The 18,222-nt window shown below is 62.2% G+C and carries 16 protein-coding genes; 5 read left to right on the forward strand and 11 right to left on the reverse strand.

Annotated features, from left to right (window positions below; translation table 11 throughout):
- Positions 1-46 precede the first annotated feature (46 nt).
- Positions 47-793, forward strand: coding sequence for a HesA/MoeB/ThiF family protein (locus ACILSI_RS15225; RefSeq protein WP_395722748.1), 747 nt, complete (start codon positions 47-49; stop codon positions 791-793).
- 1 nt (position 794) lies between these two features.
- Here ACILSI_RS15225 and ACILSI_RS15230 read toward each other — a convergent pair whose 3' ends face one another.
- The 3 genes from ACILSI_RS15230 to ACILSI_RS15240 form a co-directional block, all read right to left on the reverse strand.
- Positions 795-1,166, reverse strand: a complete 372-nt coding sequence (locus tag ACILSI_RS15230) for a Dabb family protein (RefSeq protein WP_395722749.1) — start codon at positions 1,164-1,166, stop codon at positions 795-797.
- 61 nt (positions 1,167-1,227) lie between these two features.
- On the reverse strand, positions 1,228-2,403 hold the full coding sequence (locus tag ACILSI_RS15235) for an aminotransferase class I/II-fold pyridoxal phosphate-dependent enzyme (protein ID WP_395722750.1): 1,176 nt from the start codon (positions 2,401-2,403) through the stop codon (positions 1,228-1,230).
- A 20-nt stretch (positions 2,404-2,423) separates the two neighbouring features.
- Positions 2,424-2,903, reverse strand: a complete 480-nt coding sequence (locus ACILSI_RS15240) for an Lrp/AsnC family transcriptional regulator (RefSeq protein ID WP_395722751.1) — start codon at positions 2,901-2,903, stop codon at positions 2,424-2,426.
- Positions 2,904-3,000: 97 nt separating this feature from the next.
- Between ACILSI_RS15240 and ACILSI_RS15245 the strand changes: the two genes are divergently transcribed.
- Positions 3,001-4,338, forward strand: coding sequence for a CCA tRNA nucleotidyltransferase (locus tag ACILSI_RS15245; protein WP_395722752.1), 1,338 nt, complete (start codon positions 3,001-3,003; stop codon positions 4,336-4,338).
- 141 nt (positions 4,339-4,479) lie between these two features.
- A complete protein-coding gene (locus ACILSI_RS15250) occupies positions 4,480-5,970 on the forward strand; it encodes a DUF1501 domain-containing protein (protein ID WP_395722753.1) in 1,491 nt (496 codons plus the stop codon).
- Between the two features lie 69 nt (positions 5,971-6,039).
- On the opposite strand, the gene ACILSI_RS15255 is transcribed toward ACILSI_RS15250, so the two are convergent.
- Positions 6,040-7,167 carry a Gfo/Idh/MocA family protein gene (locus ACILSI_RS15255; RefSeq protein ID WP_395722754.1) on the reverse strand — a complete coding sequence of 376 codons (1,128 nt, stop codon included), beginning with the start codon at positions 7,165-7,167 and terminating at the stop codon, positions 6,040-6,042.
- Between the two features lie 217 nt (positions 7,168-7,384).
- Between ACILSI_RS15255 and queA the strand changes: the two genes are divergently transcribed.
- On the forward strand, positions 7,385-8,365 hold the full coding sequence (gene queA, locus ACILSI_RS15260) for a tRNA preQ1(34) S-adenosylmethionine ribosyltransferase-isomerase QueA (RefSeq protein WP_395722755.1): 981 nt from the start codon (positions 7,385-7,387) through the stop codon (positions 8,363-8,365).
- A 9-nt stretch (positions 8,366-8,374) separates the two neighbouring features.
- Here the strand turns inward: queA and ACILSI_RS15265 are convergent, their stop codons facing one another.
- The 3 genes from ACILSI_RS15265 to ACILSI_RS15275 all read right to left on the reverse strand — a co-directional run bounded on the left by ACILSI_RS15265 (position 8,375) and on the right by ACILSI_RS15275 (position 12,161).
- Positions 8,375-9,145, reverse strand: a complete 771-nt coding sequence (locus ACILSI_RS15265) for an SDR family NAD(P)-dependent oxidoreductase (protein ID WP_395722756.1) — start codon at positions 9,143-9,145, stop codon at positions 8,375-8,377.
- A 159-nt stretch (positions 9,146-9,304) separates the two neighbouring features.
- Complete coding sequence (locus ACILSI_RS15270; protein ID WP_395722757.1) at positions 9,305-10,321, reverse strand: carbohydrate kinase family protein; 1,017 nt, start codon at positions 10,319-10,321, stop codon at positions 9,305-9,307.
- Between the two features lie 4 nt (positions 10,322-10,325).
- Positions 10,326-12,161: a hypothetical protein gene (locus ACILSI_RS15275; protein ID WP_395722758.1), complete on the reverse strand. Its 1,836-nt coding sequence runs from the start codon at positions 12,159-12,161 to the stop codon at positions 10,326-10,328.
- A gap of 247 nt (positions 12,162-12,408) precedes the next feature.
- Between ACILSI_RS15275 and ACILSI_RS15280 the strand changes: the two genes are divergently transcribed.
- On the forward strand, positions 12,409-13,695 hold the full coding sequence (locus ACILSI_RS15280) for a Y-family DNA polymerase (RefSeq protein ID WP_395722759.1): 1,287 nt from the start codon (positions 12,409-12,411) through the stop codon (positions 13,693-13,695).
- A 30-nt stretch (positions 13,696-13,725) separates the two neighbouring features.
- Here ACILSI_RS15280 and ACILSI_RS15285 read toward each other — a convergent pair whose 3' ends face one another.
- From ACILSI_RS15285 to ACILSI_RS15300, 4 genes are all read right to left on the reverse strand, one after another.
- Positions 13,726-14,451 (reverse strand): PEP-CTERM sorting domain-containing protein, encoded by a 726-nt coding sequence (locus ACILSI_RS15285; protein ID WP_395722760.1) that lies wholly within the window; start codon positions 14,449-14,451, stop codon positions 13,726-13,728.
- 354 nt (positions 14,452-14,805) lie between these two features.
- The gene (locus tag ACILSI_RS15290) at positions 14,806-16,878 is read right to left on the reverse strand and encodes a TonB-dependent receptor (RefSeq protein WP_395722761.1); all 2,073 of its coding nucleotides are present in this window, start codon (positions 16,876-16,878) and stop codon (positions 14,806-14,808) included.
- Positions 16,879-16,968: 90 nt separating this feature from the next.
- On the reverse strand, positions 16,969-17,586 hold the full coding sequence (locus tag ACILSI_RS15295; RefSeq protein WP_395722762.1) for an RNA polymerase sigma factor: 618 nt from the start codon (positions 17,584-17,586) through the stop codon (positions 16,969-16,971).
- The gene (locus tag ACILSI_RS15300) at positions 17,561-18,025 is read right to left on the reverse strand and encodes a periplasmic heavy metal sensor (protein WP_395722763.1); all 465 of its coding nucleotides are present in this window, start codon (positions 18,023-18,025) and stop codon (positions 17,561-17,563) included. Before ACILSI_RS15300 ends, ACILSI_RS15295 begins: the two co-directional genes overlap by 26 nt.
- Between the last annotated feature and the right edge of the window lie 197 nt (positions 18,026-18,222).

An 18,222-nucleotide genomic window follows, 5' to 3' on the forward strand; every position in this document is an offset into this window, starting at 1 on the left:
AATGTTGAGAAATACTTCATCCCTCCGTTTGTCCTGGCTGAATTCCATGTCTGATCTCCCTGCTCTCACCTCTGAAGAACAAGCCGTTTACGAATGGCAGATGTGGGTGCCCGGCATGGGGGAGGCAGGACAGCGCAAGCTCAAGGCCACGTCGGTGCTCATCTCACGCGTGGGCGGTCTGGGGGGGCTGGTGGCGCTTGAACTGGCTGCTGCGGGCGTCGGCAGGCTTATCCTGGCGCATGGCGGGGAGTTGCAGCCCTCAGATCTGAACCGTCAGCTTCTGCAAACCCACGATCACATCGGCAAGCCGCGCATCGAATCCATCGTGCGCCGCCTGCGGGAGCTGAATCCGCGCTGCGACATCGTCGGCGTGCCGGAAAACGTCAGCGAGGCCAATGCGGATGCCTTGGTGGCGCAGGCGGATCTGGTGGTGGATGCAGCGCCCATGTTTCAGGAGCGGCTGGCGCTGAACGCGGCCGCCTTCCGTGCCCGCAAGCCGATGATCGAGTGCGCCATGCACACGCTGGAGGCTAGCGTGACGACCTTTGTGCCCGGCAAGACCGGCTGCCTCGCCTGTTATGTGCCCGAGGTGCCGCCGACCTGGAAGAGACAGTTCCCGGTCTTCGGCGCGGTGTCTGGCACAGCCGCCTGTGTGGGAGCGATGGAGGTGATCAAACTGATCACTGGCCTCGGCACGACCTTGCAGGGCGAGATGCTTTCGATGAATCTCGCGACAATGCAGTTCCGCAAGGTGCGTCTGCCTCGTCGCGATGACTGCGCCGTTTGCGGCTGACTTATTTCGCGACGTAGTCGAGGACGCAGACCTTGTCGAGCTGCGGCTTGAGCTTGGAAACGAACTCCTGATGTGCGGCGTGTGGCAGATAAGCATCGAGCCCGGCCTTGTCGGCAAAGGTCACGAAGAAGCAATGCGTGAAACCGTCATTCAGGCCTTCAGGGCTGACATTCGTGCCCCACTCAAAGGCTTTGACGGTGTCGATCTTCTTGGCCAACTCGATGAAGGCCTGCTCCAAGCCTTGCACCTGTTCCGTCGTGGCACTGTCCTTGAACTTGAAGAACACAACGTGGCGGTAAGGGGCGTCGGCGGCGAGGGTGGCGGTAGTCATGGTGAAAACGAGGGCGAGAACGGCGAGCAGGGTGGATTTCATAGGGGCGAGGATGGCAAGCGTGATGGGATGCGTCAATGGTCGGGAAGGGAGGCTACGCGTGTTACTTACCGCGCACCTCATTGACGAACTCCTCCATCAAATCCATCGCCTTCGCGATGAGTTCGGGCGCGGTCGCGTAACAGCAACGGACAAAGCCTTCGCCGGCGCTGCTGAAGGCGCTGCCGGGGACGACGGCCACGCTTTTCTTCTCCAAGAGTTGAATGGCGAAGTCTTTGCTGGTCAGGCCGGTGCTGCGGATGTCCGGGAAGACGTAGAACGCGCCGCCGGGGTTGAAGCAGTGCAGGCCCATGCCGTTGAGGCGGCTGACGATGAGGTTGCGGCGCTGCTCATAGCTCTGGCGCATATCCTCGTAGGCGGTTTCACCCATTTTCAAAGCCTCAATGCCGGCTACTTGGCTCATGATCGGGGCACAGAGCATGCAGTATTGATGAATCTTCATCATCGCCTCGCGCAGTGGCGCTGGAGCGCAGGCGTAGCCGAGACGCCAGCCGGTCATGGCAAAGGCCTTGCTGAAGCCATGCAGCAGCACGGTACGCTCACGCATGCCTGGGTATTCGACGATGCTTTTGTGTTTGCGTCCGTCGTACAGCAGTTCGCTGTAAATCTCATCGGTGAAGACCAGGAGATCGTGCTTCACGGCCAGCGCAGCGATCTTTGCCAGTTCCTCCTCCGGCATGATGCCACCCGTCGGATTCGTGGGGAAGTTCATCGCGATGACCTTCGTCTTCGGCGTGATTGCCGCTTCCACATCGGCGGCCATGAGCGCGAATTCGTTCTCTTCACGGGTCTGCACCACGACGGGCACGCCGTAGGCCATCTTGATGCTGGGCGAGTAGCTCACATAGCACGGCTCATGATAGATGACTTCATCTCCCGGATTCAGCACCGCACGGAAGGCGATGTCGAGCGCTTCGGATACACCGACGGTGACGAGGATCTCCGTCTTCGGATCGTAAGTGGTGCGGAAGTGCTTGGTGACGTACTCGCTGATCAAGATGCGCAGCGATTCGAGGCCAAGGTTAGAGGTGTAGCTCGTCTGGCCTTTTTCAAGCGAGCGGATCACCGCCTCACGAATCGGCCATGGGGTCGGTTTATCGGGTTCACCAACACCGAGCGATATGACATCGCTGCGGCCGATGACCAGTTCAAAGAAATCGCGGATGCCGGAGCGCGGCAGGTCGCGAATGATGTGCGAAATTTTGTTGTCGTATTCCATGACCTCGGGTTCCTCTCCACTCACGGACTCACCGGCAGGCGCTCCTCGTCGCCGCCATCATTCGACAGGAACCCGTTTTCTTTGTACGCCTTCAATTGAAAGCGCGTGGCCGTGGACAGCACGCCACCGAGGGTGCTGAGCTTTTCGGCCACAAAGGTCGCCACATCGAGCAGGTCCTTGCCCTCCACGATCACCGCGAGGTCATAACCGCCGCTCATCAGGTAGCAGTCGCGCACCTGATCGAATTTTGAGATGCGACGGGCCAGACGGTCAAAGCCGCCATCGCGTTCTGGAGAGATGCGCACTTCGATCAAGGCCGTCACCCGCCGGTCCCCTGCCTTCAGACGATCCACCACCGCGCTGTAACCCAAAATCGTGCCATCGGCCTCCGCTGCCGCGATCTGCGCGACGACGTCGGCTTCCGAGATACCCATGGCGAGGGCGATCTCCTTGGGAGTGCGGTTGGAGTTGTTGCGAAGCAGTTCGATGAGCGGGTCCATGATAAGGGCCGCGATTGTAACGCGAGAGCGTGGTTTGAACAGCGGAAACCCGAAGGAACCTTGCACTTTGAGCTGGGAGCGATGAAACATCGCCGGTATGCGCCAAACCGCAGTCCAGATCATCGAAAAACTCACCCAAGCAGGCCACACCGCTCTGCTGGCGGGCGGTTGCGTGCGGGACATGCTGCTGGGGCGCGAACCGAAGGACTACGACGTCGCCACCAGCGCCACGCCGGAGCAGGTCATCAAGCTCTTTCCCGGCGCCCAAACGGTGGGCGCGCATTTCGGCGTCGTCATCGTGCGTCTGAACCATGAGCATGTCGAAGTCGCCACCTTCCGCAGCGATGGCAGTTACAGCGATGGCCGCAGGCCGGACAGCGTGGCCTACTCCACGCCGGAACTCGACGCTCAACGCCGCGACTTCACCATCAACGGCCTGTTCTTCGATCCACTGACGGATCGTGTCATCGACCACGTCGGCGGTCAGGTCGATCTACGCATGGGCCTGCTGCGCGCCATTGGCGTGGCAAAAGATCGTTTCGAAGAAGACCATCTGCGCATGCTTCGCGCCGTGCGATTCGCCACGGTGCTCGGTTTTGACATCGAGCATGCCACTTGGGAATCGATCTGTGGCTTGGCCGAAAAGATCAAGAGCGTCAGCATCGAGCGCATCCGCGAGGAGTTCGTCAAAACCATGCTCAGCCCGAACCGCGTGCGCGGTTTCGACCTGCTGGTGAACAGCGGCCTCATGGCGCAGTTCCTGCCGGAAATCCTCGCGCTGCAAGGCTGCGAGCAGCCTCCTCAGTTCCATCCCGAGGGGGATGTCTTCATTCACACCCGTCTCATGCTCAGCCTGCTGCCCGCCGAGGCCTCGCTGCCTTTGGTCATGAGCGTGCTGCTGCATGACATCGCCAAACCCGCCACGCAGACCCGCGACGCGGACACCGGTCGCATTCGTTTCAACGGCCACGACAAACTCGGCGCCGAGATGACCGGCGATATCCTGCGCCGCCTGAAATTCCCCAATGACGTCATTGAGCCCGCTGTGGTAGCCGTGGAGAACCACATGGCCTTCATGAACGTGCAAAAGATGCGCACCGCGACACTGCGCCGCTTCATGGCGCGTCCGTCGTTTGAAGACGAACTGGCCCTGCACCGCGTCGATTGCCTCGGCTCCAACGGCTTCACGGACAACTACGACTTCCTCGTCGCTAAGAAGCAGGAGTTTGCAAGCGAGCCGCTGCTGCCCCCGCGCATCCTCGCCGGGGCCGATCTTATCGCCCTCGGCTGGCATTCCGGCAAAGCCATGGGCCGTCTTCTGACCACGATCCAAACCCTGCAGCTCGAAGGCACCCTCAAATCCAAAGAAGACGCCCTTGCCTGGGTTTCCCAGCACGCGCCCGTGCCGGATGTGTTTGAGAGCGCGGAGGAATGATTGGAATGAGGAAGCCATGCGTACCGACAACGTGCGCCAGGCCGTGCCGCAAACGCATCCATCGCAGCGGCGTCGAATCATAGCCGAGGCGCGGGCTGGCTGGGAGTGCTAGTTCCGGCGCGCATGCTGCGTTATTCCCACATGCATCCTGTTGAGCAGCAACTCCTCCTCAAACGCCGTGAATTCCTTGCCACCAGCGCCAATGGTATCGGTGCGCTGGCCTTGGGTGCCTTGTTGACGGAGGAAGGACTCATCTCGCGGGCCTCGGCGATGGATTCGAGGGGAGTGATTGACCCGTTGACGCCGAAGGCGGGGCATTTTCCGGCCAAGGCGAAGAACTGCATCTTCATCTTCTTCGAGGGCGGGCCGAGCCAGGTGGATCTGTTCGATCCCAAGCCGAAGCTCAACGAATTGAACGGCCAGGCTCTGCCAGAGAGCCTGACGAAGAATGTGCGCTTTGCCTTCATCCGCAAAGAAACCGCGAAGCTGATGGGCAGTCCGCGCAAGTTCGCCAAGCACGGCCAGTGCGGCATGGATTTCAGCGATCTGCTGCCGCACATGGCGAAGCATGCCGACGACTGGCTCATGATCCGCAGCCTGCACACGGATCAGTTCAATCATCATCCCGGCCAGCTCGTGTTGCATTGCGGTCGTGCTCAGTTTGGTCTGCCGACAATCGGTTCGTGGCTGAATTACGGCCTCGGCAGCATGTCGCGCAATCTGCCGGGATATGTCGTGCTCAGCGCCGGTCGCGGCACCAGCGGCGGCGCTTCACTGTGGCAAAGCGGCTTCCTGCCGAGCACTTACGCGGGTGTGTTGTTCCGCAATCAAGGCGAGCCGGTGCTCAATTTGAAAAATCCTCCCGGCATCCCGATGAATCTTCAGCGCAAGGGGCTCGACACGCTCATGGAGCTGAATCAAAGCCGCTACGAGCATCTGCGCGATCCTGAGATCGCCAGCCGCATCGCCGCGTATGAGCTGGCTTTCCGCATGCAGTCCTCCGCGCCGGAATTGATCGACCTGAAGGACGAAAGTCCGCAGACGCTTGAAATGTACGGTGTGAATCGCAAAGATCCGCCGATCAAGGCTTCGCGCGGCGGCGGTCCGGGGCAGTATCAAGCCTTCGCCAAGAACTGTCTGCTGGCGCGGCGTCTCGTCGAGCGCGGCGTGCGTTTTGTCAGCCTCATGCATGCAAGCTGGGATCATCACAGCGACCTCAACAACGAACTCAGCTACAACGCCGGCATGGCCGACCAGCCCATCGCCGCGCTGCTGAAGGATTTGAAGCAACGCGGCATGCTGGAGGACACGATGGTCATCTGGGGCAGTGAATTTGGCCGTACGCCGCTTGGTGAGAATCGTGGCGGCAATCCGAACGCCACCGGGCGTGATCACCATCCTTTCGCCTTCACCATGCTTGCCGCCGGTGGTGGCATCAAAGGCGGTCAGATCTATGGCGAGACCGACGAAATCGGCTGGAGCATCGTGCGCGATCCCGTGGACCTGCACGACTTCCACGCCACGCTCTTGAATCAGTTCGGCTTCGATCACCTGCGCCTCACGCATCGCTTCCAAGGCCGTGATTTCCGGCTCACGGATGTGGCCGGACGCGTGATCAAGGAATGGATTTGAGGCGCTGTTGTAGAAGAACGCGTGAGCGTTCCTCCGAACGTTGGAAGGCTCACGCCTTCTTCTACGGACTCACCCGAGCGTGAACCCCGGCAGCTTCACGATCTTGCCACCCGCCAGCGCGGATTGATGGGCGCACAGGCCCACGCAGGTCCAGTTGGCAGACTGCGCGGCATTCGGGAAAGGCTGGCGCTTTTCAGCGAGGGCGTTGGCGAATTCATTCGCGAGATGCGGATGACTGCCGCCGTGGCCGCTGCCTTGCGTGAAGCTGAGGTGCGTCTTCTTGCCGAGATCATAGACGCCCTTCGTGGTGAAGCGGCGGATCGGTGCTGGCAGACGCTTGGCAAAGTCGGGAGCCTTCACGAACTTCGGAATCTTGTGCTCCGGCAGTTTGGCGCGGTGCATCACGAGCGGCTCATGCTCCACGAGCGGCCATTCGATGGAGACCTTGTCGCCATACACGTCGATACTTTCGCGATACTGGCGGGCGGTGTCGAACAGGCTGCGGATGATGCGGGCGTTCACATCGGTGCCCTTGAACTTGATGTGCGCCGTTTCGACGGCAAACGGCGAGCCGTAGCACTTCTGCAATTCATTGCGCACGGTGCCGGAGCCGAAGCAGCTCACATATTCGGCGGGTTTGCCGATCAATCCGGCCACCGGGCCGACGCAGTGCGTGGCATACCACATCGGCGGCAGACCGGGCCAGTAGTTCGGCCAGCCGTCCATGTCCTGCTGATGCGAGGCCTGCACAAACTGCAGCTTGCCCAGCTTGCCCTGATCGAGCTGCTCCTTCATGAACAGGTACTCGCGAGCATAGACGACGGTCTCCATCATCATGTACTTGAGGCCGGTCTTTTTGACGAGGTCGCAGATCTTTTTGCAGTCCTCGATGCTGGTGGCCATCGGCACCGTGCAGGCGACGTGCTTGCCCGCTTTCAGTGCGGCGATACTCATCCAGCCGTGATCGGGAATGGGCGAGTTGATGTGGACGGCGTCGATGGTCGGGTCCTTGAGCATCTCCTTGAAGTCCGTGTAGCGCACGTTCACGCCGAAGGCGTCGCCGATGGCGTTGAGCTTCTTCGGATCGCGCTGGCAGATGGCGTGGCAGTTCGTGAGCGGATGACGCTGCCAGATGGGGATGAATTCCGCCCCGAATCCGAGGCCGACGACGGCGATGTTGAGCTTTTTGTCAGGCATGATGTTGGTTGGTGAAGTGGTGCGAGTTTATAGGCGGGACCGGCGGCGGAAGGGAAGGACAAAGTTTGGGCCTGATCGGACGGTGGTTGAGATGTCAAGGAATGGTCAAGAGGGTCAAGCGTCGTAGTTACCAGCGGCTCGATCCTGTACCATGCTTGACGGCGCAGCCTTGACCAAGCTTGACCGTTGACAGCGTGAAGGCCAAGCTCGCAGCTTGATGCTGACCGCCGACTTCGACTACCACCTGCCGCCTGAACTCATCGCCAGTGAACCGCTGGTGGATCGTTCGGCGTCGCGGATGATGGTGCTGCATCGCGGGTCGGGGCAGATTGAGCACCGGATGTTTCGGGACATCGGCCAGTTCATCTCCGCCGCAGCCGGAGACCGGCTCGTGTTGAACGACACGCGGGTCGTTCCGGCCCGTTACTTCACGAATCACGGCCACGAGGTGCTGCGGCTGGAGCCGCTGACTCCCACCCGCTGGCGCTGCATGGTGCGGCCGGGGAAAAAGTTCCGCATCGGCCACTCGGTGCCGATTGGCGAGGCCACGGGCACCGTGGTCGAGATTCTGGAGGAGAACGGCGACCGCATCATCGAGTTCGACCGCGTGGTGGATGAGTCCAAGCACGGCCACCTGGCCCTGCCGCACTACATGGGCCGCGAAGACCAGCCTGCGGACCGCGAACGCTATCAAACCGTGTTTGCGCGGCAGGAAGGCTCCATCGCCGCGCCCACGGCGGGCCTGCACTTCACGCCGGAGGTGCTGCAAACACTGCCGCACTGCTTTGTGACGCTGCACGTCGGCGTCGGCACCTTTCAACCGGTGAAGGTGGAAAACATCGCCGACCACAAGATGCACTCCGAGGTCTATGAAGTCTCGGAAGCCACAGCCCTGGCGGTTCAAAGCGCCAGACGCGTCATCCCCATCGGCACCACCGCCATGCGCACCTTGGAGACGGTTGCCCGCGATCACGGTCGCGTCATCGCCACCCGCGGCAGCACGGACATCTTCATCCATCCCGGCTTCGAGTTCAAAGTCGCCGGTGGTTTGCTCACGAACTTCCACCTGCCGAAATCCACGCTCATCATGCTGGTCAGCGCCTTCGCGGGGAAAGATCTGACGATGCAGGCCTACGCCGAGGCCATTCACGAACGCTACCGCTTCTTCAGCTATGGGGACTGCATGCTGATCGTGTGAATTCGCTCCTCACAGCACATTCACCGCCGCGCCGCCATCCACCACGATGCCCTGGCCGGTGATGTAGCTGCCGGCTTCGCTGGCGAGCATGAGGGCCGGGCCGGCGAGTTCGCGGGGTGCGGCCCAGCGTTTCACGGCGGTGCGGTCGGCGAAGTATTGCTTCTCCTCGTCGTTGAGCAGCTTGCCGGGCATGTCGGTGAGGAAGGGGCCGGGGCAGAGGCAGTTCACGGTGATGCCATAAGGGCCGAGATCGAGCGCACTGGCACGAGCGAGGCCGATGAGCGCGGCCTTGCAGGCGCAATACACGTTCCGCTTCAAACGTCCACCGACGCCGAGCACGCTGGAGATGTGGATGATGCGACCCCACTTCCGCGCCTTCATGCCGGGCACCACGGCGCGGGTCAGGCTCATCACAGCGGTGAGATCCACCTCGACGTTGCGATCCCAGACCTCGTCGGTGATTTCATCAATGGCCTGCGGGTTGTTGATGCCGGCGTTGTTGACCAGGATGTCGATCTTGCCGAGGCGCTTTTCAGCTTCGACGGCCAGCGCTTTGACCGCGGCACGGTCGGCCATGTCCGCCACCATCCACTCCACTTTGACGCTCAACCCCGCGCCGATTTCAGCGGCGGCGGCTTTGAGCTCGTCCGCGTTGCGGCTGGAAATGAAGACATCGGCACCTGCTTCGGCGAAGCCGCGGGCCATCGCCTTGCCGAGACCTTTGCTGCCGCCAGTGACGAGTGCTGCTTTGCCGGAGAGATTGAAGAGGGGTGAGGACATGCGCGGGGTTTAGCATGGCCGCGCGGCGTGTGCGACAGCAAAGTAGCCATCTTGCTCCGCAAGATGAGCTGAGTGCAGCCGCTGACACACGGCGGCCTCGAAATTCAGCAGAGGGACGTGCCGATGCAAGCCGCAGGCTCGTCTCGCGGAGCGAGACGGCTACCTTGCTTCGCCAAAACCCAGCTCCTCCGCCAGCCTCAAACACTCCGCGACGGGCCGTAGGCCTTGCGAGGGCGTGGGATGCGTGAGGCAGGCGGCGGCGGTGCACACGGCGAGCTTCAATCGCTCGGGCACCGGCCAGTTCTCATGCGTGCCATGCAGGTAACCCGCCGCAAATGCATCGCCCGCGCCGGTGGCTCCGGCGATGAAGCCTTTCGGCAGCCGCAACGAGGGCTGATGATGCACGTCCCCGTTTTTCTCCGCCACCACGGCCCCGGCTTCGAAGTGGATGATGACCTCGCGCCGCACCCCCTTCGCGAGCAGCGCCCGCGCGGCCTCCTGGATGGCGTCAAGGCCGGGCAGGGTGCTCTTGAGGTCGCGTTCGAGGACTTTCCCGGCCTCGATCTCGTTCACGATGAGATAATCGGTGAAGGGCAGGGAGGCCTCGGTGATCTGGCGGAACTGCGCGTGATCCGCGCTTACCAAATCGACGCTGGTGAGCAGTCCGGCCTGCTGCGCGGCCTCCAGCACGCGGCTGGCGATGCTGCGCCCATCCTCGAGCAGGCGGTCCATCTCACTGAGCAGCATCAGGTAGCCGAGGTGGAAGATCTTGGCCTGCGTGCGGCTGAAGTCGAAGTGCGCCTCCCCCAGCACGGCATTGGTGCCGAGTTGATGAAAAAACGTGCGCCGTCCGGTGCTGGTGACGGTCATGGCGTCCGTGTAGCTCGTGGGCGCGGCGTCGGTCTGGTGCAGTTGTGTCGTGTCGATGCCTGCGTCACGGCAGTCGCGCAGCATCCAGTCGCCATTTGCGTCCTTGCCCACCAGCCCCGCCGCCTCCAGCGGATAGCCGACGCGCATCGCGGCCAGGTCCTTGAGCACGTTGTAAGGACCGCCGCCATTGGAGGAGGTCTCGCTGCGGATGAAGGTAAGCATGTCCTGCTCCGGCCAGGCGTCGATGAGCTTGACGTGGTCGATGATGAAATTGCCGCCGGCGATAATTCCTGTGCGTGGGGTCATGAGATCAGGGCTTAATGCGTTCGTAGTGGCCGACGGCTTCGTCGATGAGGGTGCCGTCGGCCTGGGTTTGCTTGAGGTTGTAGTCGATGCGGTCCGGTGACACCAACCGACGGATGCCGTTGATCTGGGTGCCGGGCTTGGGATGTGAGCTCTCGGCTTTCTGGGACCACACCTGCCCGGAGGCGTCCCAGGTGGCCGTGAAATGGGTGGGGAGCGCTGTCGGAGATGATGCACGCTCAATGTAGTGCCCCTTGGCGGCATCGTAGGTGGTGAGGCTGGTCGTCGTGCGGGCGGGGAGGGTGAGCTTTTGACCGTTTCGCTCCTCGGTGGACTCTGGCATGACGAATTCCCGCCAGAGGCCGTTGCCGTCGTTTTTCCAGAAGCAGCGGACGATGCTTTTGGAGGCAGCCCCCTTCATCGGCCCGGAGTCCCAGAAGACGCGCCATTCGCCTATGAAGGGGGCTAGCGCGCGCATGGCATCACTGGGTTTCACTTCACCAGCGAGTGCGGTGTAGTCAGCGGCGACGATGTCAGGAAACTCGAAGGTCTCCTCCAGTTTAAATCGTTTGGCGATGCTGAGATGCTGCTCCCACTGTTCATCGCGCTGGTGATGGATGAGATACTGGCGGTCGTCCCCGCATTCGATGGTGATGCTGAGGGAATCCGCGCCGATATCCAAGGCGGTGATTTTACCGCGAAACGGCGACAGGTCGCGCAGTTCGAGGAGCGTGCGCTCCTTCTTATGCAAGCTGGGGGTGATGGTGTTGGTCGTTGTGATGCTCATGCTTTGCGTCCCCATTCCGGCCGGGGAGCTGTTTTGGGTGGTGGTCACCATTTGTACCGAGCCAGGGTTTGACGTGATTGGAGTGGCCCTCGGGTGGGACGCCACCATGCGCTGGTAGCTGCCGCGGGTGGTGGAAAGCACCACGCCGGAGGCATCGAGGGCAGTGGTTTTCCAGTCGATCCGGTCATCGTTGGTGAAGGTGGCCGTGTTGAGGCGGGTGACGCCCGGATCGGGAGAGGGCAGGCGGGTGGTGAAGGTGCGGGTGGCCGCGTCGTAGGTGCTCTCCGTGGCGGGCTGGTCCCGGTCCCGAGGAGGGGTGGCAAGGTAGCGACCGGTGGCCGGATCAGCCGTCACGATGGCCACGTCGATGAGCGGTGGGTCGGCACTGCTGTTGTCGAATAGGATCTCGCGCCAGAAGCCCTGGCCGTCCGCTTTCCACACACAGTTCAGGGAGATGAAGCAGCCGGTATCGCCCTCCAGCGTGCCACGCCATTCGCCGATGTATTGGCTCAGGACGGGATCGCGCTGGGTCGTTTCCGAGGTTGATGGTGCAGGCTTCAAACAGGCGGGGAATTCATAGCTCGTGCCGGGTTGCAGCGCCGCGACGAGCTGCCGGGCCTGGTCGCGCCCCTTGCCGCCCTCCTGGCGGAAATGCAGTCTGCGGCCGTCGGCGCAGAGCAGAAACAGGGAGACGCGGTTTTCTTCAATGCGCAGGTCATCCACGAGCGCCCGGAAGGGCGGCTGTTTTTCGAGATCGAGCAGTCGTGCCAGCTTGAAAGACTTCGATTCATCCGTCGGCAGGTTGAAGCGCTGAGGAAAGGAGTACACACAGCCGACCTGGAGCTGCCGGAAGGCCTTCCGGGCTAGTGCGGACAGGCTTCCCGACTGCATCAGGGTGTGCACCGCCCCGCCACTGGAAACCGTGATCTTCAGGCTGTCGCTCGTCTCGGTCTTGGCGGTGACCGTGCCTTCGTAGGGCGTCTGAGGCACGCCAAACGGCAGCGTCTGAGCGGCGGCGGGTATGGTGAGGAGCAGGGCGAGGGCGGGGCACTTCATGGATGGGCAAGGCGCGGTGCATAACGCTCGCTGGAGCGCGTGAGCTTCACGGGAGCGTCATAAAATGTGAGAGATGGCACGCCTGTGCCAACGCAGGGGAATGAAATGAAGAAAGCTTTAGGTCGGTGTTGGCAGCGGCTGCGCTTCTCTTGTGCCGATGAGCGCGGTGGGCTGGCACAGCGCTGAGATGTTTGCTGGATGAGTTCTATTGAACAGTATTCAGTTTGAGGCATGAGTGGGGGATTCCATGCCTGTCTCAACCTCCAGTTCTGCCCCTGCTCCGCTCGTGGACTGGCTGTTCCTCGATCTGAACAGCTTTTTTGCCAGTGTGGAGCAGCAGATGCGGCCGGAACTGCGGGGAAAGCCGGTGGCGGTGGTGCCGGTGGACACGGACGCGACCTGCGCGATTGCGGCGAGCCAGGAGGCCAAGAAGTTTGGCATCAAGACGGGCACGAACATCGGCGAGGCGCGCCGCCGCTGCCCGGAGCTGATCACGGTGATGGCGGGCCACGATGTGTATGTGGAGTTTCACCATCAGGTCATCACGGAGGTGGAGCGGCATTTTCCGGTGCATGTGATCTGCTCGATCGACGAGATGGCCTGCAAGCTGGACGAGCCGCGTCGCCCGCTGCCAGCGGCGGTGGATCTGGCGCAGCGCATCAAACGCGGTCTGCGGGAGCGTGTGGGAGAGTGCATCACCTGCTCGGTGGGTCTGGCTCCAAACCGTTTCCTGGCCAAAGTGGCTTCGGACATGCAGAAACCGGACGGTCTGGTGGCACTGCTGGCGGAGGAACTGCCGGGAAGGTTGCTGGAGCTGGAGTTGCGCGACTTGTGCGGCATCGGTCGGCGCATGGAGCCCAGGCTGCATGCCTGCGGCATCCGCACGATGCAGGATCTGTGGGAGGCGGAGCGCGAGACTCTGCACCGGGCCTGGGGCGGGGTGGGCGGGGATCGGTTCTGGCATGCGCTGCATGGCGGGCCTTCGGAGGATGATCCGCCGGCGCAGCATCGCACCCTGGGGCACAGTCATGTGCTGGCCCCGGAACTGCGCACGCCACCGGAGGCGGGCATCGTGGCGCGGCGCCTTCTGCTGAAGGCGGCCAGCCGCCTGCGCCGCATGGAGTACCGGGCCACGTACTTGCACCTGAGCGTGCGGACGGAGGACGGTCCGCGCTGCGAGGCGCAGGCGAAGTTTGAGCCAGCGTGCGACAGCATCGTGCTGGCGCGTGTGCTGGCGGAGCTGTGGCAGCGGGTGATGCAGCAGGCCCGCTGGCAGCGGGTGAAAAAGGTGTCGGTGACGCTGATGGGGCTAGAGGCGGAATCGCGGCCGCAGCAGCTTGATCTGTTCACATCTGGAACTGAGGAGGCTTCACGTGAACGGCGTGAGCATCTCAGCCGCGTGTTGGACGAGATCAATCAGAAGCGGGGCCGCGATTCGGTGGTGATCGGCTTCACGCCGGACACCGTGCGCACATTTTCAGGCACGAAGATTGCCTTCACGCGGATCCCTGACCGCGAGGAGTTTCAGGAGTAGATGTGGCCGGGTGTTGCGGCCCGTTTTTGATCAGAGCCGCCGACGGCGGATGATGGTCGCGCCGAGTGCGGCGGAGAGAACGAGCAGGGCGGAGCCGGGCTCCGGCACGGGTGCGCAGGCACAGGCCTCCACCGAGATGAGGTAGTAAGGATTGCTGTTGCGGGCGGTTGCCAGCCCCTTGCCATTGTCGAGGTCCGCGCCCAAGGCGAAGCCCTTGACCTGCGCGGAAGGGCCGATCAAGGCGTCGAGATCCAACTTCCAAGTATCAACCTGGAAGAACGGGTTGTAGCTGGCATCGAGCGGGTTGCTCGAGGTGAGCAGGGTCATGGCGTTGGCGTCCAGCATGGCCTGGGCGTCGAAGGTGCCGAGCAGGGTGGCACCGGTGCCATAGATGGAGAGCATCGGGGCGACACGGCCTGGGTCGAAGCCGCCGGTGAGCGAGTTCACGCCGAAATTGCCGAGGCTTACGCTGAGGCCGTCGCTCAATACGAGCTGGTCGAATTGAATGAACAGGCCAGTGGATTGGGTGGGGGCGGCGCCGGTGTACAAACCGATTCCCGTATGGCCCGTGTCAGGAGAGAGCACGCCGATGCCGCCGGGGAAGGCATTGTCCACGTTCAGATTGGTGCCTGCGATGGTGGCTGCTTGAAAAGGGTCCGGGCTGCTGGTGGGGTCGATGCGATACATCCCCGCGATGCCGTAGGTCAGACCGGGAGGTTGTCCCAGAGGGCGGTAATAGGGGTAGGGGTTCGACACCAGGGTTGTGACCGCCTGGCTCTGGGCTGCGAAAGCCAGCAGGAGGAAAGCGGCGAGGGGGAGGCAACCACGGCGGCCTTTGGAGGCGGGAGTTCCGAGGAGCTCAGAAGCGGATCGCGCAGGGGGTGATGTCGTTTTCACAACTCAACCATGCGACAATTCTGAAAAATGAGCAAAGTCGAGTGTGTCAGTTGTTTGTCTGGAAGATGTTTTCAAAATGCAAGCATGGCGGGTTCCTCGGGGTGAGGTTTCACGACATGGTGCTCACAGATTCAGGCTCTCAGATCCGCCTTCAGGCGGATTCAAGCCAGGATGGGGGCAAGACCGTGATGGCCCCGCGTCTGTGGCGCATCATCAGAACCGCCAGGTCACCGACACGCGCAGCATGCGGGGCTCAATGGGGTGGATGTGTCGGTCCTCGACGGGGGCGGCCTCGGTGGCGAGCTGGCTGGAGTAGAAGTACTCGATGTCGTTGTCGCTGCGGTTGAGCAGGTTCAGGCAGTCCACGGCGATCTCCCAGTTCTTGCGACGATAACCCACGCGTGCGTTCACCTGGAAGGATTCCAGCGCTTGAATGTCCTGGGTCTCGTTCAACGGGCGGCGGCCGAAGTAGCGTCCTCGCAGGGAGCCGAAGAAACCCTCCGCTTTGCCGAGCGTGATGCCAGCATTGATCGTGTAGGGGATCGAGCCGGGGATGTCCTGGCTGGGAGGATTTTCCGTGCGCAGATGCGCGTCCGTCCAGGTGCCCTCAAAGTCCACCATAGCCCAGTCGGTGGGCCGCCAGTAGCTGGCCAGTTCCACGCCGTAACGCTGCGATCCCGGCCCCGGTTCGGTGTTCCCGGCATCGCCGACGTAAATCAGCTCCGAATCGCTGCGCAGCAGCCAGAAGGAGAGTGTGTTCACCAGTTTGGAGATGGATTCGTTGCGGATGCCGAACTCTGCACCGTAGGTGCGCACCAGCGGGTCAACACGGTTCGCTCCACCACCTGTGGCGGGATCGGTCACGATGTTCACGCCACGGGCGTCGTTGCTGTGAAAGCCGAGCCCTCCATTCAGATAAAATTCCGTGTCCGCCCACGGGCCGAAGATCACGCTGAGCTTCGGGCTGACGATGCCCTTCGAGAGCGTGCCCGCGTTTTCCGGCAGCGTGCTTTGCTGCACGTCGGAGTGGATCAAATCTCCGCGGACGCCGGGAATGACGCGCAGCCAGTCCAGCGGTTTGAACTCGAACTCCGAGAACAGGCCGTAGCTGGACTGAAAGATGTCATCCTTGCGCACCACGTTGAAGCGGTCGCGGCTCGTGGTGTTGTAGAGGCCGATGCCATTGATCCATTCGCCGCGCAGTTGCACGCCGAGTGTGAAGCGTTGCTCATGGCCCAGCGCGTCAAAGCGCCAGTCGCGGGCAAGCTCGCCGCCGAAGAACCAGCGCTGGTCCTGCTGCTCGAACTGGTCCCCCAGCAGATCCCCACGGGCCAGGCTGTTTTGGAAGTAGGTGAAGTTGGAGAACAGGTCGAGGTCGTAGTAGCCGGCGTAGGCGCTCGTGCGCGTGGTGGTGCGGCCTTCCTCATGCGTCCAGTCGAAGGCCAGGCTGTAGCGGCGTGAGTGGCCGCCGTTGGTGGCATCCATGAAGCCAAAGCGGGTGGTGGTGCCGTCGTCGATGGCGCGTTGCGGCACCTGGTCGGTGGACATCCAGTCGCCCTGGTAGCCCATGGCGGTGATGTTGATCTTGTCCGTGCCGTCCTCCCAATGCCAGCGCAGCAGGCCGTTCCAGCGTGTGGCGTCGGAGTTCAAGGCCCACGGGCCGTTGTAGAACTGATGCTCCAGCGCCATCGTCAACTTTCCTTCTCCCGCCTGGATCGTGTCTGCGATCAGTGTGCGGGAGAATTCATACTCGCCCCAGGTCGAGGTAAGAATGCCCTGCGGTAGTTCATCCACCAGCTTGAAGCGCGCCGCGCCCGAGGAGCTCAGATCGCCATGCTGCGCATAATAATTGCCCTTCCAGTACTCCAACTCGCCCACCAGTTCAGGGATGATGAAATTGATGTCGGCATAGCCCTGGCCGTGCGCGTGATTGCGGAAGTTCACCGGCATGCCGTCGAGGTAGATGAGAAAATCCGTGCCGTGGTCGAGGTTCGCCCCGCGCACGAAGAACTGGTTCGCCTTCCCGTCCCCGCTGTGCTGCGTGATGATGACGCCGGGGATGCTCTCCAGCATCTCTCCACGGCGGGAGAAAGGCCGTTCCAGCAGCTCCTTGGTGCTCGTCTGTCCCTTGGACGCCGAGGTCGCGGTACCGATCAGGCTCTCCGCCTTGCCTTCAATGACGATCTCTCCCAGCTCGGTGGGCTGTGGCTCGGCGGGAGCCTGCGCGTGCAGAAAAATCGGCAGCAATACGACGGCGGAGACGGGGAGCAGACGGGGCAGGGGCATTCGGGAGGAGTGGTTGTCGCCTTTTGGGACGACAGGACTGCGGAGACCCCACAAATTGCCCGCTGTGAAAACCTGCGGAGCCCGAAAGGCTCAAGGAACTTCATTCCACCACTCCACAAGCATCTGCCGGGCGCGGTGTACGCGGCCCTCCACGCCGCGCACCGAGCAGCCCAGGACTTCCGCGCATTCTTTTTGGTTCAATCCCTCCATCGCGACGAGAATCAACGCTGCTCGCAGCTTTTCAGGCAGCATGGCCAGTCCACGGTCGAGTTTCTCCATCTCACCACGCAACTCCGCGCTTGTGCCTGGGCAAGGCTTCGGGCAGGCGGGAGGCTCCGCGATTTCGTCCAAGAGGGTTGTCTGGTCACGCTGACGAATGACGCGGCTCTTGGACCGGTCACGGCACAAATTCAGCGCGATCTGATACAGCCATGTGGAAAGTCGCGAGCGCCCCTCAAACTCTGGCAGCGCCTGCCAGGCCCGCACAAACGCGTCCTGACACACCTCGCGCGCGTCTTCGGTGCAGCGCAGCCAGCGGCAGCAAAAGGCGAACACCCGCTGCTCATGACGCCGCACGATCCATTCGAACGCCGCCATGTCTCCGGCCTGCGCGGCGCGGATTTTCAGGGCTTCCAGGTCGTTCTCGGACGCGGTGGCATCCGGCGGCACAGTCAGCAGGAGGTCAAGGCTGGCGGGCAAGGCTGTCATGGGTCCATTCCACCAGTTTTTCAGCCTGTGCCGGCCTCAGGTAGCGTTTCATCGCAAAGAAATGATCCAGCGTCAGGCGCTGTAGATCGCCCTGGCTTTTGTTGAGCCGTTCCAAGGCTGATTTGAGCCGCGCATCGTTCACATTGGTCGCGCCGATGGTCGTGGCGAGTTCCGCTCCTGCGGTGCGGATGTCGTTTTTGAGACGCGTGCGCTCCACCTCGAACTCCGCCTCAATGGGCTCCAGTTTCGCATGCTGCTCGGGTGTGATGTCGAGATGCTCGTGCATCCAGGTGTGGAAATCTTGTTCCTCATGGTTGTGCGCATGACTTTCACCATGCCGATGCAGCGCCCAGTCGGTGACAAGCCACGCCGCCACGCCAGCCAGCACGCAGGAAAGCAACACCGAGAGCAGCATCCATTGGAGTCGTGAGGACATCATGGCGTTCCTTCTTGAAACAACGACATCACCGGCGGCCTGGAGTGGGTCTTGTCACGAGACGCCTGGGACCATCCTACCAGGCACGCCGCTCCCAGGCCTGAGGCTGTGGTCGCAATCAACAGCCACCTCACAAACGAACGCCAGCGTCGGGCACGGACGTCGTCCACCCGCACCCGCGCCATGATCGCGCTCTCCAA

This window comes from Prosthecobacter sp. (assembly GCF_044232965.1).
GTDB lineage: Bacteria > Verrucomicrobiota > Verrucomicrobiia > Verrucomicrobiales > Verrucomicrobiaceae > Prosthecobacter.